At 53.3% G+C, this 13,188-nt stretch carries 14 protein-coding genes; 5 read left to right on the top strand and 9 right to left on the bottom strand.

Annotated features, from left to right (window positions below):
- The first annotated feature begins 15 nt into the window (after nt 1-15).
- The 4 genes from panD to smrA all read left to right on the top strand — a co-directional run bounded on the left by panD (nt 16) and on the right by smrA (nt 3,552).
- Nucleotides 16-396 carry an aspartate 1-decarboxylase gene (gene panD / locus CJA_RS14295; protein WP_012488555.1) on the top strand — a complete coding sequence of 127 codons (381 nt, stop codon included), beginning with the start codon at nt 16-18 and terminating at the stop codon, nt 394-396.
- Between the two features lie 90 nt (nt 397-486).
- Entirely contained in the window at nt 487-732 is a 246-nt protein-coding gene (locus CJA_RS14290) for a hypothetical protein (RefSeq protein ID WP_012488554.1), read from the top strand.
- 188 nt (nt 733-920) lie between these two features.
- On the top strand, nt 921-2,858 hold the full coding sequence (gene acs / locus CJA_RS14285) for an acetate--CoA ligase (protein WP_012488553.1): 1,938 nt from the start codon (nt 921-923) through the stop codon (nt 2,856-2,858).
- Between the two features lie 115 nt (nt 2,859-2,973).
- Nucleotides 2,974-3,552, top strand: a complete 579-nt coding sequence (gene smrA, locus CJA_RS14280; protein WP_083766917.1) for a DNA endonuclease SmrA — start codon at nt 2,974-2,976, stop codon at nt 3,550-3,552.
- Between the two features lie 97 nt (nt 3,553-3,649).
- Here the strand turns inward: smrA and CJA_RS14275 are convergent, their stop codons facing one another.
- From CJA_RS14275 to mpl, 7 genes are all read right to left on the bottom strand, one after another.
- The gene (locus CJA_RS14275) at nt 3,650-4,060 is read right to left on the bottom strand and encodes a DUF6524 family protein (protein ID WP_012488551.1); all 411 of its coding nucleotides are present in this window, start codon (nt 4,058-4,060) and stop codon (nt 3,650-3,652) included.
- 20 nt (nt 4,061-4,080) lie between these two features.
- The gene (locus CJA_RS14270; protein WP_012488550.1) at nt 4,081-4,527 is read right to left on the bottom strand and encodes a GNAT family N-acetyltransferase; all 447 of its coding nucleotides are present in this window, start codon (nt 4,525-4,527) and stop codon (nt 4,081-4,083) included.
- A gap of 2 nt (nt 4,528-4,529) precedes the next feature.
- Nucleotides 4,530-4,832 carry a DUF2288 domain-containing protein gene (locus CJA_RS14265; protein ID WP_012488549.1) on the bottom strand — a complete coding sequence of 101 codons (303 nt, stop codon included), beginning with the start codon at nt 4,830-4,832 and terminating at the stop codon, nt 4,530-4,532.
- A gap of 42 nt (nt 4,833-4,874) precedes the next feature.
- Nucleotides 4,875-5,783, bottom strand: a complete 909-nt coding sequence (locus tag CJA_RS14260) for a hydroxymethylglutaryl-CoA lyase (protein ID WP_012488548.1) — start codon at nt 5,781-5,783, stop codon at nt 4,875-4,877.
- An 18-nt stretch (nt 5,784-5,801) separates the two neighbouring features.
- The gene (locus CJA_RS14255) at nt 5,802-6,410 is read right to left on the bottom strand and encodes a flavin prenyltransferase UbiX (protein ID WP_012488547.1); all 609 of its coding nucleotides are present in this window, start codon (nt 6,408-6,410) and stop codon (nt 5,802-5,804) included.
- 213 nt (nt 6,411-6,623) lie between these two features.
- Entirely contained in the window at nt 6,624-7,262 is a 639-nt protein-coding gene (locus CJA_RS14250; RefSeq protein ID WP_012488546.1) for an RpiB/LacA/LacB family sugar-phosphate isomerase, read from the bottom strand.
- A 197-nt stretch (nt 7,263-7,459) separates the two neighbouring features.
- Nucleotides 7,460-8,851, bottom strand: coding sequence for a UDP-N-acetylmuramate:L-alanyl-gamma-D-glutamyl-meso-diaminopimelate ligase (gene mpl / locus CJA_RS14245; protein WP_012488545.1), 1,392 nt, complete (start codon nt 8,849-8,851; stop codon nt 7,460-7,462).
- Between the two features lie 277 nt (nt 8,852-9,128).
- Here mpl and CJA_RS14240 point away from each other — a divergent pair, with 277 nt between their 5' ends.
- Complete coding sequence (locus CJA_RS14240; RefSeq protein WP_012488544.1) at nt 9,129-9,977, top strand: type 2 periplasmic-binding domain-containing protein; 849 nt, start codon at nt 9,129-9,131, stop codon at nt 9,975-9,977.
- Between the two features lie 27 nt (nt 9,978-10,004).
- On the opposite strand, the gene olsF is transcribed toward CJA_RS14240, so the two are convergent.
- Nucleotides 10,005-11,726 (bottom strand): bifunctional ornithine lipid synthase OlsF, encoded by a 1,722-nt coding sequence (olsF, locus tag CJA_RS14235; protein WP_012488543.1) that lies wholly within the window; start codon nt 11,724-11,726, stop codon nt 10,005-10,007.
- Nucleotides 11,727-11,887: 161 nt separating this feature from the next.
- On the bottom strand, nt 11,888-13,039 hold the full coding sequence (locus CJA_RS14230) for a hypothetical protein (RefSeq protein WP_012488542.1): 1,152 nt from the start codon (nt 13,037-13,039) through the stop codon (nt 11,888-11,890).
- Between the last annotated feature and the right edge of the window lie 149 nt (nt 13,040-13,188).

Below are 13,188 nucleotides of genomic sequence, written 5' to 3'. Positions count from 1 at the left end.
TCCCCGGAGGATTTCATGCTTTCACATATGCTTAAAGCCAAGCTGCACATGGCTAAGGTGACCCAGGCGGAGCTGTGGTATGACGGCTCCTGTGCGATTGATGCAGACCTGGTGGCCCTGGCCGGTATGCGCGAGTTCGAGCAGATCGATATTTACAACGTCAGTAACGGTGAGCGCTTTCATACTTATATCATCCTGGCTGAACCCGGTTCAGGCACCATTTCCATGAATGGGGCCGCCGCGCGCAAAGTGGCGGTGGGTGACCGTGTGATCATTGCGACCTATGGCCATTTCACCGAGGCGGAGTTGCTCAATCACAAACCGAAGCTGGTTTACTTAAATGAAAATAATGGGGTAGAGCGCACCTCTAATGCGATCCCCATGCAAGTCGCCTGATGCCGGTAAACGATAAAAAAGGGTCGCGTAGCGGCCCTTTTTTATCGCTGGTGATACCCGGTATGAACCTGTAGCTGAGAGGTAATTCCAATGGCCACCAAACCTGAAGACGTACTGAAGCACTTTGAACAATTAAATGAATCCCAGGAAAGTCACGAACAAGAAAAGGAGCACAGCCTTCGGGAAAATGCACTGAATCGTGCACAAAACCCCCTGCACCTACAAGCGGGCACGGCATTCGATTGGGAGGACATGGACCTGTGGGCACAGGAGCTTGAACGCCTTGACCGGGAAGGTCCTGGCTTATCCGATAAAGGAAAAAACACGCAGGAATAACCGACTTTTGCCTGGGTTTACATTTTTTAAGCCTATGGACAACGTTGTCATTGAGCCGTTTACCTGAATACTGCTAAGCTAAGCGGCAGCTCGATGTATAGACAGATGTGCCATGCTGGGTGTCTGCAATCATTACAGGCGCGATAAAACATAACGATATACAAGGTAATGGAAAAAGAGAGATAAACATGTCAGAAGCAAACCTGTATCCGGTCCCCGAACATTTCAAGAAAAACGCCGCTATTGATCTGGCTCGTTACAAGGCTATGTATGAGCAGTCGGTCAACTCACCCGACACCTTTTGGGCGGAACAAGCCACGTCCTTCCTGACGTGGCAGCAGCCTTGGACCCAGGTCACCAACAGCAACCTGCGTAAAGGCGAAGTGGCCTGGTTTATTAACGGCAAATTGAATGTCAGTGTTAATTGTATCGATCGCCACCTGCCAGCCCGAGCCAATCAAACCGCTATTATTTGGGAAGGCGATGATCCGGCGGAAGATCAATTCATTACCTATCAGGAATTGCACGACCAGGTGTGCCGCTTGACCAATGCCCTGCGCGAACGCGGTGTCAAGAAGGGCGATCGCGTTTGTATCTACATGCCCATGATTCCCGAAGCCAGCTATGCAATGCTGGCCTGTGCCCGGATCGGTGCCATCCATTCAGTCGTATTTGGCGGTTTTTCACCAGAGGCGCTGAAGGATCGTATCCAGGATGCCGATTGCCAGGTGGTCATTACCGCTGATGAAGGCCTCCGGGGCGGCAAGCGGGTTCCCCTCAAAAAGAATACTGATATCGCACTTAACCACTGCCCGAAGGTACATACCTGTATCGTGGTAAAGCGTACTGGCGGCGATGTCCAGTGGCGTGAAGGGCGCGATTTCTGGTACGAGGATTTGGTTGCTCACCAGCCCAGTGAGGCAGAGTCCGCCATCGTCGATTCCGAAGATCCGCTGTTTATCCTTTATACCTCTGGCTCTACCGGAAAACCCAAAGGGGTATTGCACACAACGGGCGGTTACTTGTTGCAAGCCGCTATGACTCACAAGTATGTGTTTGATTATCAGGAAGGCGACATCTACTGGTGCACTGCCGATGTGGGCTGGGTGACCGGCCATAGCTATATCGTCTATGGGCCGTTGGCTAATGGTGCAACCACACTGATGTTTGAAGGTGTGCCCACCTATCCCGATGCTTCCCGCTGCTGGCAAGTCATCGATAAGCATGGCGTGAATATTTTCTACACCGCGCCTACCGCGATCCGCGCACTTATGGGGGCTGGCAATGACTATGTCACCAAAACCTCGCGCGCTAGCCTGAAGGTATTGGGTAGCGTCGGTGAACCCATTAACCCGGAAGCCTGGGAATGGTATTACCGCGTGGTTGGCGACAGCCGCTGTCCGATCATGGATACCTGGTGGCAGACGGAAACCGGTGCCCATATGCTGACGCCCTTGCCCGGGGCCATTGATCTCAAGCCGGGCTCGGCGACTGTGCCTTTCTTCGGTGTCCAACCCGTATTGCTCGATGCAGACGGTAAGGAAGTTGTCGGCGCCGGTGAGGGTAACCTGTGCATTAAGGCAGCATGGCCGGGCCAGATTCGCACCGTATTCGGCGATCACCAACGCTGTGTCGACACCTATTACAGCACCTATCCCGGCTACTACTTTACCGGCGATGGCGCCCGCCGCGATGCTGATGGTTACTACTGGATCACCGGCCGTGTGGACGATGTGCTTAATGTATCCGGTCACCGTATGGGGACTGCCGAAGTGGAGAGCGCACTGGTGCTCCACGACAAGGTCGCTGAAGCGGCGGTAGTGGGGTATCCGCATGACATCAAGGGGCAGGGCATCTACGCTTACGTCACCTTGATGGCCGGCGAGCAACCCAGTGATGAATTGAAAAAAGAATTGCTGGCGCTGGTGGTGAAAGAGATTGGTGCCATTGCGCGCCCGGATATTATCCAGTGGGCGCCGGGCTTGCCGAAAACCCGTTCGGGCAAGATCATGCGCCGCATACTGCGCAAAATCGCTGCCAATGAGTTGGATAGCCTGGGCGACACCTCCACCCTGGCTGACCCGGCGGTGGTGAATGAGTTAATTGATAATCGCGCTAACCAGTAGCAGGTCTTGCCCCTGCTATTGTGAAAAGGCCGCCTTACATAGGCGGCCTTTTCATTTACAATTCCGGCTATGCCTGAAAATGGCGGTTGGTTTTATTTTGGTAAGGCGCTTTCCCATGTCCAAGACCCCGGATTCCGATTTCTTTCTCCAGCAAATGCAGGATGTCAAACCCATCAAGGTTGAAGAGAAGGTCACCCTGGCCTCACCGCAATTGGACAAAATCAACGCCGAAACCCGTCGCAAGGCGGCTACGGCAGAGCTGGCCAAAGACAAAAACTTTCTCTCGGGCGAATATGTAGAACCCGTAGAGCCATTAGCGGTGATCGAGTTCAAACGCGACGGTGTACAGACCGGGGTGTATCGCAACCTGCGCCTGGGCAAATACCAGATTGACGCACGCCTGGACTTGCACCATATGACGGTCGACCAGGCGCGCAATGCGGTGTTCCAGTTTATTAGGGACTGTATGGGGCACGACATTCGCTGCGCGCTTATTACCCATGGCAAGGGTGAGGGGCGCGGGCAAACTGCCCAGCTAAAAAGCTGCGTAGCTCATTGGCTGCCGCAATTCCCTGAAGTACTGGCCTTTCACTCCGCCCAAAAGCCCCATGGTTGGGTAGGGGCAACCTACGTGTTGCTGCGCAAGAGTGAGAAGAAAAAGCTGGAAAATTGGGAAATGCATAACAAGCGATAGCCCCTGCCTGCCAAAGGCAAAAAAGCTGAGAGCAGCAAATAAAAAGGCCGACACTGTTGCAGTTGTCGGCCTTTTTGTCAGTGGGTGGAGCGGACCACTATTTTTCTTCGATCTCATCCACATCCACTTGCCCGCTCATACGGCGGGTAAAGTGTGACCAGCACATGCCGACGGCCAGTAAGGCGGCCAGCAAGACTTCAACAGCCCAGGCCATGGCTGAAATATCGGTCAGGCTGAGCCAGCCCCAGTAGATAAATAACCAGATCAAACTGCCAAACAACGCGGCGAGAACAATAATCCCGACCAACCCAAGTGAGTTGAGTGTGGCTTTGATATATACACCCCAGCCAATCAGTAGGAGAAGTCCGGCTATTACAATATAGGGCGTGATGTGGCTTTGGGTAAGCAGCCAGTGCACATAGGAATAACCACTGGGATTATAGGTGAGAAGTACCAATAACAAGGCAAATAAGAAGCGCAGGACAATGCCGGTACCGGTAAGGTTCATATGTAGGGTTCCTTGAATAATTAAATGCCGAAGTATTTACGGTATTTCACAAAACCGATTTTAGCGTCCGGGTCGTACCCCATCGCTGTGTAAAAATCACGGGCGCTCCGGTTTTCACTGCTGGCTAACAACATGATTTTGGAGCAGTCCTGCTGTGCACAAAAGTCTTCAATATAGTCCACCAAGCTTTTGCCTATGCCTTCGCGCAGGTAGTGTTCACTGACAACCATATTATCCACAATCGCAAAGGGTTGATTGCCGTACATCACATCCTGGCATAGGCAAACGAGGGCTGTGGCAATAATTTCGCCGCCTTCGTCGCAAACCAATAAATGGGTGTGCGCGCTGTTGGCTGCTACTGCTACACGTTCTGGCAGGACAGTGGTTGATACCTCGGGTGCGAGTTCGCGGTAAAGTTCTGCGATTGCCTCGCTATCGTCTTTAGTTGCGCGGCGGATGGTACGCATACTCAGTCCACCTCCAACTCAATCGGCTGCACTAACACCCAGGGCTTAATCACCACGGCCCATACCAATGCATCTGCTTCGTACCATTGCAAGGCTTGTGCATCGGTGACGACATCGACCAAGCCGGCATCCATCCAGGTTTTTAATTGTGCGGCATTATCCGAGGCTATTTGTGCCGCCACATGGGGCAGGTCCAAGCCTGGGGCAACGGCGATGGCATTGCCACTGGCGAAAAAACGCTGTAGTTCTTGCCAGCGTATTTGTGCCGTTTCGAGATTAATTTGCTGTTCGAGTGGAGTACTCAATGGCGATATACCTTTTTAAATAAACGGTTTGTTACAACGCCATCAGGCGACACGCTGGCTGCTGAGTGCCCTGGCAACCCTGGAGTTGGTTGGCTTGTTCAGTACGGCGCTGATGGTGTTTCCTGCCTGGATTAACTTTTCCAGATCCACACCGTGCTCAATACCCAGGCCATTTAATAAATACACCAGGTCTTCAGTGGCCACATTACCTGTTGCACCCACGGCGTAGGGGCAGCCGCCCAGACCCGCGACTGAACTGTCTACAACACCGATGCCCATTTCCAGCGCCGCATAAATATTGGCAAGCGCCTGGCCATAGGTATCGTGCATATGCACCGCAATATTTTCCAGCGGGATATGATGGGCAACGGCTTCAATGACATGTTTGGTTTGTCCGGCAGTGCCTACCCCTATGGTGTCGCCGAGTGATATTTCGTAGCAGCCCATGGTAAATAACTCCTGTGCCAAATGGCTTACCAGCTGTGGATCAACGGAACCGGAATAGGGGCAGCCCGCTACACAGGAAATGTAACCGCGCACTGGAATTTGTTGTGCCTGGGCGGAATCCAGAAGTGCGGTAAAACGTTGCAGGCTTTCGGCAATAGAGCAATTAATATTTTTCTGGCTAAAGGCTTCCGAGGCGGCGGCAAAGATGGCAACTTCAGTGGCACCAGCTGCTATTGCCCGTTCAAAACCTTGCAGGTTGGGGGTTAATGCCGCATAGGTGATTCCCGGTTTACGGGCAATGCCTGAAAAGACGTCGCCACTGTCTGCCATTTGCGGAACCCATTTGGGATTCACAAAACTGCCGGCTTCAATGTAGGTCAGTCCTGCGTCAACCAATTGTTCAATCAGTTGGATTTTGGCTTGTGTTGGTATTGCCTGTTTTTCATTTTGTAAACCATCGCGTGGTCCGACCTCAATGATACGAACATGTGTTGGTAAGGTCATTGTGCGCTCTCGTGTAATTTATTCTTCGCCCCAACGCGGCATCAGGCTTTGTTCAATACCCAATTGGTCAAGGATGCGCGCCACAATAAAATCCACCAGCTCGTCAATAGTTTGTGGCTGCATGTAAAAGCCGGGACTGGCCGGGAGCACAATGGCTCCCAATTGGGTCAGCTTGAGCATATTTTCCAGGTGGATTTGTGAGTAAGGGGTTTCCCGGGGTACCAGAATCAGTTGGCGTCGCTCTTTCAGGGCGACATCCGCCGCGCGCTCGATCAGGTTGTTGCTGGCACCATGGGCAATGGCGGAAAGCGTGCCGCCACTCGCGGGACAGATCACCATCGATGACGGAGAACTGGAACCGGATGCTACGGGTGCAAACCAGTCATCTTTGGCCAGTAATTGCAGTTGGTCTTCATCGGCGGCGTATAACTGCTCAAGGAACACCTGTTGCTCGGCAATATCTTCCGGTAACTCCAGGTCTGTCTCGGTGCGAATCACGACTTCTGCCGCACTGGAAAGCAGTAAATAGACTTTGCAATCAGCAGCCAACAGGCGTTGCAGTAACCGCAGGCCGTATTGGGCGCCGGAAGCCCCTGTAATGGCAAGGGTAATAGTGCGTTGGGACATAGGGATTACTCCGGGACACTCAATGCATTCGGGGGGATAAATCATAGCGTGGATGTCATGGTTTGGGCTACAGCGTGCCTTGCCGGGGGGATTGGTGATCTGCAGATAGGCGTGTTGGCGATATTTTTATGCTTTGGCAGGTGATGTGTGAATGTGCTGTCCCAGGATGCCCCGGAAAGGGAAGGCTGCCGTTTCGAGCGGCAGCCTGGCAGATCACTTGCCCAAAATATCTTTAACAAATGCAGTAATCGCATCATTCTGGCTGTTTTCAAAGAAGCAGGATTGGAAACGCTCACCGGTAACTGCTGTTTTAACAATCTCCGGATCAATCGCACGCAGGCCATCCAGGTAAGGCTTGGCGGTGGCGAGTTTTACCTGGGTCAGTATGCCAGCGTTGCGCACCTGTGATTCGCGACGCTCGGCGGGATAGCCCTGGCCGCGCACACCGGTAAAGGCTTTTTCGAAAATGGTACGAATGTTTAATTCCGCACCCCAGCCAAAGCCTTTGGCAAAAGGCAGTGCCAGGGCATTGCCGTTATTCACCTGGGCAAACAGGTAGGCATCGGTGGGTTCTATGCAATAACCGCAAAATACACCTGGGTGGGCATTCAGGGACATCATGGCGCCCTGGCCAGTGCCACAACCGCTCACCACAAAATCCACGGCTTTGGAGTTCAGCAGCAGGCTGGCTATAACACCCAGGTGAATGTAGGTCAGGTAATGATCGTTATCATCACTCATTCCTACGTTGTAAATACTATGGCCTTGTTCGGCAGCTACGTCTTGCAGTTGTTTCAATACGATCGCATTTTTAGCGGCCTGACTGAATTCGTTCATTAATGCAATTTTCATGATAAAGCTCTCTTTTCGACAAGATTGAAAAACAGTGATTCTTGTAGTGACAGGCTCTATGGCGCTGTTTGCAGGTAATGACCGAGTTTTGCAGAAGTGGGAATGATATAGGGCTAGTTGAGCGAATTGAAGGAAAGTGTGTTTTTTCCCGGAAAAATGCCAAGCTACCTTGTAGTTAGTGGCTTGGCTCTATAGCGCTACAGAGCATGTTTTTTCAATTGCTCCACCAACTTCTGATGCACTCCGCCAAATCCCCCATTACTCATAATCACAATATGCGTATCAGGTTCACTCAGTGAAATAGCGCAGTGGATTAACTCATCCAGGTCGTGCACCAGCTTGGCGGGAACGGGGCTTTTGTTGATGACCTCGTCCATGGCCCAGTCGACATCGGGTGGTTGGTACCAGAGGACGTCGTCGGCGTCGGTGACGCTGTGGTTGAGGGCGTTTTTGTGGACGCCCATGCGCATGGTGTTGGAGCGGGGCTCAATGATGGCGATAATTTTTTCGTCGCCCACTTTAGCGCGTAAACCGGCGAGGGTAGTTTTGATGGCTGTGGGGTGGTGGGCGAAGTCGTCATAGACTTTGATGCTGTGCACATCGGCCAGGCATTCCATGCGGCGTTTGACGCCGGCAAATTGTTGCAGGGCCTGCGCGGCGATCTCTGGTGTGACGCCTACATGGCGTGCGGCAATCAGTGCGGCCAAACCGTTGTTGACGTTGTGGATGCCCGTGTGCGACCAGTGTACCTGTGCGATCTCCTCGCCATTGTGCTGTACGCTAAACGCGGAGCCATCGGCGGCGAGCAAGGTAGCTGTCCATTCCGGTGTGGCGGCATCGGGATCTGTATCCTTGTTGATGACGGCAAAGGGTTGTTGCGGCGTCCAGCAGCCCATGGTGAGTACGTCGGCTAATGCCTTGTCAGCGGCGGGGCTGATAACCAATCCGTTATTGGGAATGGTGCGCACCAGATGGTGGAACTGGCGCTGGATGGCAGCCAGGTCAGGGAAGATGTCGGCATGGTCGAATTCGAGGTTGTTGAGGATGACCGTGCGTGCATTGTAATGGACAAATTTGGAGCGTTTGTCGAAGAAGGCGCTGTCGTATTCGTCGGCCTCCACCACAAAAAAAGGCGTTTCGCCCAGGCGGGCAGAGGTGGGGAAGTTGTTGGTCACCCCGCCAATTAAAAAACCCGGCGCCATGCCGGCGTAGTCGAGTATCCAGGTGAGCATAGCACTGGTGGTGGTTTTACCGTGGGTACCCGCCACGGCCAGCACCCATTTGCCCGGCAGTACATAATCGTGCAGCCATTGGGGGCCGGAGGTATAGGGAATACCCTGGTTGAGAACATATTCCACCGCCGGGTTGCCGCGGCTCATGGCATTGCCGATAACCACCAGGTCGGGAGCGGGTTCCAACTGGGCCGGATCGAAACCCTGGGTCAGGGTAATACCGGCCTGTTCCAATTGGGTACTCATGGGGGGGTAGACATTGGCATCGCTGCCGGTGACCCTGTGGCCCAGTGCCTTGGCCAGCTGTGCCAGGCTGCCCATAAAAGTGCCGCAGATACCGAGGATATGAACGTGCATAGAGATCCAATAATTCAGCTATTTATGACCGGTGATATCCGGTGAATGGGGCGGATTAACCTATACTTTAGTCTTGATTGCAACTCTGGTGTAGATCTGACGAGGGAATAACTGACGACATGGATTCTTGTTATTATTTTAACCGGGGACTTTTTGTGTGGTTTGCCCGGGATACTGTCTGCATCGTGAACCTCGTCGGAAATGATTTGTGAATAGATACTGTACGTTCGTTTTGCTGTGGTTGACTGGTAGTGCATGGGCCTCTGAGCAGGAGCAAGTGCTTAGAATCCCCGCAGTACACCCGGAATTTCATACTGCACAGGATTATTTTGTTGGCCTGTTGCGTCGGGCCTTGGTGAAGGGCGCTGATGGCCAGCCTGTGCCGCAGTTGGTGGAGCAATTGCATATTGAGCAAGGGCGTGCATTGCACGAGTTAACGCGCGGTCGCTTGCTGGATATCTACTGGATGGGAACCAGTCCCGACCGGGAGCAGCAATTGCGCGCAATCCGCATTCCCCTGGTGCGAGGTCTGGAGGGGTATCGTCGTTTTATTATCCATCGCAGCCAGCGCAAGACATTTGATGGTATTAACAGCCTTGCTGACTTGCGCGGCTTCAAGGCCTGCCAGGGGCTGGATTGGCCTGATACTGCGATTATGCGTGCGGCAGAATTAAGTGTGCGCGAACTGGCGGGTTACGAAACGATTTTGCAGCGTCTGGGGAGCCTCCAGTGCGACTATTTTCCGCGCGCCTATTTCGAGACCCACACCGAGCTGGCGCAATTCCAGCAAGAGTATCCGGACCTGGAAGAATACGACTCGTTGATCTTGCATTATCCGCTGGCGATTTATTTTTTTGTAAAACGGGATAACGAGGCCCTGGCGCAATGGATAACCCGCGGCCTTGAGCGCATGATTGATGACGGTGAATTTGTAAACTACCTGCGCTCGCAAGCCCTGACCCGCACCGCCTTTCCCCTGAAGAAGCCTGGACGTAATGCATCGGGCAAACCAGTGACCAAGCGCATGATTGCTATCCCTAATCCCGGTTTGACTGAGGGGACGAATTATCGCAACAAGCGCTATTGGTACCAGCCGGGGGATTTTAATGTGCGCCGGCTTCCCTGATATCGTGGTGATTGGTGTACGGCTGTGTCAGTTGGATGACTCCCCCAAATAGCGGGCGCGCTTGTTGGCCTTCATCAGGGTAAGGTCTGCCATAAATAAACCATCGACACAGTTGCCAAATTCCGAATCCACACTAAAGGCCAGGAGTTGGTAACCGCCTTCTTCATAGAGTGCTGCATATTGCTTGAAGAGTACCGGCACCTTGCAGTCTTGTTCCTGGAAACGCTGTTGCAATAGTTCAAAACCCTGCTCGCGATTCAGGTGCGCGAATTGTTGTTGCAATTCGATTTGGCGGTTTTCATCCATCAGGTGCGGGTGTTTGCCATCGGCTAAGGGGTCATCCTGGCGGTAGTAACGCTCGTAATAAAACACCAGCATATCGCGTAGTGTTTCGGGGTACCGGGCACTCATACTGACGGGACCAAATACATAGCGGATGTGTGGATGGTGTTGCAGGTAGGCACCCAGTCCCTGCCAGAGGTAGTCCAGGCTGGCTTTACCCCAGTAATCCGGATGAACAAAACTGCGGCCCAGTTCCAGGCCCTGCTGCAGGTATTCCTGTGCTGCCGGTTGATAGTCGAATAGGTCGGCAGTGTAGAGTCCCTTAATCCCTTTTTTGTGCAAAATCCGCTCGGCATCACCCAGGCGATAGGCGCCGGCAATACAGAGTTTTTCATCGTCCCAGAGTACCAGGTGGCGATAGTAGTGATCGTATTTGTCCAGGTCGCGACGGCTGCCGGTCCCTTCACCTACCAGGCGAAACGTCTGCTCGCGCAAGCGACCTATTTCGCGCAGTACGCTGGGGTGTTGAGCGTAATCGCAAAGGAAGATTTTGTGGTTATCGCGCGTAGCGCCTATCAGTTGTGCCGTTTTCAGTTCCTTTTTGAGGGCGGCGAGGTCTTCCGGGTGGGCAATGGTTTTTTCGGTAACAAAGATCGGGTTTTTACCCTTACCGATTTTGTACAGGTGTTTTTTCAGGCGTTTAATCAGCGCTTTATCTACCAGCTGGTTATTGTCCAGTGCCTGGTGCGGGATCATTTCGCCGACGCGGAATTTAATCTCTGCCGAGCGCTTGTTAAACATTTCGTGGGCGAGTAGCGCGGTGGCCAGGGGTTTGAACAACATAGAGGCGCTGTAAAACAGCAGTGAGTTTTTGGCCGAGACAAAAATGGGCAATAGCGGCGCTTTGGCCTTGCGCGCAAAGTGCAAAAAGCCTGATTGCCATTTGCCATCGCGGATACCGGCAGGGCTTGCGCGCGATACCTCACCGGCGGGGAAAACAATCACCGCCTGCTCGTCAGCCAGGGCCTGTACAATATTTTTGTAGCTTTGTTTGTAAGCGCCGCGCGTCATGTTATCGAGCGGTAAAAATAAATCGTGCAAGGGCTCGAATGCCATGAGCATATCGTTGGCGACAATCTTCACATCCTTGCGCACCTCACTGACCAGGCGCAGCAATGCCAGGCCATCGAGGGAGCCGATCGGATGGTTGGCAATAATGACCACCTTGCCTTGCGCGGGAATATTGTTGCGCTCGCGCTGGGAAATGCTGTAGCTGAAATTGAAATACTCGAAGATGCGATCGATAAAATCGATGCCGCGCTGGCCTTGGTGTTCGTGCAGGAAGGCATTAATTTCCTGCTCGCGGGTGAGCTTGCGCAGGAGCGACAGGGTGGATTTGCGCACAAGGGGCGAGCGCCCGGCAAAGCCGGGGAATTTGTCGACAACAGATTGTTCGATATTGAGCATGGAGTGTCATAGCCTGGCGGGGGGATTTCCACCAAGGTTATGACGGTCGCGTGACAGTTATGTGATGAATGGATGACGCTTGTATGACAGCGCGCGACAAAAGCCCGGGCAAGCTCCGCCAAGCGCGCGGTAAACAACACCGGCTGCGAAGCGGGGATTCCCTAGCGGGCCTGGGGCTCCAGCGTGGCTATTAATTGCTGCTCCTGGCGTGCAACCAATTCAGCATAGGGCGCTTTAAGCCCGGTAAATTTGCCGCTGTCCAGCACCAGTTCAAGGTGTTGTTGCAGATCGGTGTCAATCAGGCGCTGGCTGACCAGTATCTCGCCCTTGTCCGGTTTAAGGTGATTGTTGTGTTGCACCACAAAATCGCGCAGCAGCGATTGCTTGTCATTGGTTGGCTCTGACAATTCGTGTATCGCCGCCGCCAGCTGCAGGCGCGGGCTGGGGCTTGCTGTGGCCAGGTTGGCCATCAGTTGCGCACAGCAAACGGCGCGGAACGCACATTCAAAATAGGCTTCACCGGTAAAATCGATGAGCAGGGTATCACCCGATAGCATTTGGCGTTGGCCATTGTACAGGTTAAGTACGCTTTGCAATTGCTTTTCAAAGCGGCGCAGTATGTTGGCAAAACTCTCGCTGTTCAGCTGTTGGTAAAGGCGCTCCATATTGGTGATGTGCAGGCTCAGGCGCACCGAGACTTGCTTGGGTGCCTCCGGCTCTGGCTCGGGAATAGGCTCAATCGTGGGCATTTTTTCCACCATTGCGGTCACCAGCTCGCCTGCACTGGGCATCTTGTCTTTTAGTTGTACCCACCAATGGCGGTAGATAGACCAGCCGATAATGAACAGGCAGCTAAACACGGCCAGTATCCAGAGCAGGAAAAACTGGTAATCGCGCTCGCTGTGGCGCGGCACGTCCAGTACCACTTCCACATAACCGTAAATATTATTGTGCAGCGCAATGGGAGCGGAGAAGTGATAGCGGCGGCCCTGGGTCACCTGGTTTGGCTTGAATCCGCTTTGTACCAGTAGCTGGTTTTCCACGTTGTGAATGCTGGCACCCTGCACCCAGGTGTGCTGCTGTAGCTCGGTCAATATCGCCTGCATGCTGACCAGATCCTGCTGCATGGCCGGTGTCACTGCCTGGCGGGCTGCACCTGCCGCCAGCGCGGTGCCATAGAGCTGGGTGCGCTCGCGCTGGTTACCTTCGGTATTGGTGTAGTACATCAGCCCACCAAAAATCCCCAGGAACAGCAGCAACAGGCTACAGAGCGTCAGTTGGGGATAGGCTTTACAGGTGTTGGCGAGTTTCATGGTGTTTGCGAATCCTTGTTGATCTGTGGTCCGGGTGCTGCGGGTAGCTAGTGCTACTTTCCGCAGGTTGTGTGTCGCTGTCCTTCAGTTGCCCGTGCTTTCAGGTGTATTTAGGCGCCGCATTCTAGCGGATTCGGCGACGCCAGGCA

This window comes from Cellvibrio japonicus Ueda107, assembly GCF_000019225.1.
In the GTDB taxonomy this organism is placed as follows: Bacteria; Pseudomonadota; Gammaproteobacteria; order Pseudomonadales; family Cellvibrionaceae; genus Cellvibrio; species Cellvibrio japonicus.
This window is presented reverse-complemented; position numbering and strand designations above follow the sequence as displayed.

Bases quoted from the DNA above. Each gene is read 5' to 3' on its own strand.
- panD (WP_012488555.1), top strand. From the start codon at position 16: ATGCTTTCACATATGCTTAAAGCCAAGCTGCACATGGCTAAGGTGACC.
- CJA_RS14290 (WP_012488554.1), top strand. From the start codon at position 487: ATGGCCACCAAACCTGAAGACGTACTGAAGCACTTTGAACAATTAAAT.
- acs (WP_012488553.1), top strand. From the start codon at position 921: ATGTCAGAAGCAAACCTGTATCCGGTCCCCGAACATTTCAAGAAAAAC.
- smrA (WP_083766917.1), top strand. From the start codon at position 2,974: ATGTCCAAGACCCCGGATTCCGATTTCTTTCTCCAGCAAATGCAGGAT.
- CJA_RS14275 (WP_012488551.1), bottom strand. From the start codon at position 4,060: ATGAACCTTACCGGTACCGGCATTGTCCTGCGCTTCTTATTTGCCTTG.
- CJA_RS14270 (WP_012488550.1), bottom strand. From the start codon at position 4,527: ATGCGTACCATCCGCCGCGCAACTAAAGACGATAGCGAGGCAATCGCA.
- CJA_RS14260 (WP_012488548.1), bottom strand. From the start codon at position 5,783: ATGACCTTACCAACACATGTTCGTATCATTGAGGTCGGACCACGCGAT.
- CJA_RS14255 (WP_012488547.1), bottom strand. From the start codon at position 6,410: ATGTCCCAACGCACTATTACCCTTGCCATTACAGGGGCTTCCGGCGCC.
- CJA_RS14250 (WP_012488546.1), bottom strand. From the start codon at position 7,262: ATGAAAATTGCATTAATGAACGAATTCAGTCAGGCCGCTAAAAATGCG.
- mpl (WP_012488545.1), bottom strand. From the start codon at position 8,851: ATGCACGTTCATATCCTCGGTATCTGCGGCACTTTTATGGGCAGCCTG.
- olsF (WP_012488543.1), bottom strand. From the start codon at position 11,726: ATGCTCAATATCGAACAATCTGTTGTCGACAAATTCCCCGGCTTTGCC.
- CJA_RS14230 (WP_012488542.1), bottom strand. From the start codon at position 13,039: ATGAAACTCGCCAACACCTGTAAAGCCTATCCCCAACTGACGCTCTGT.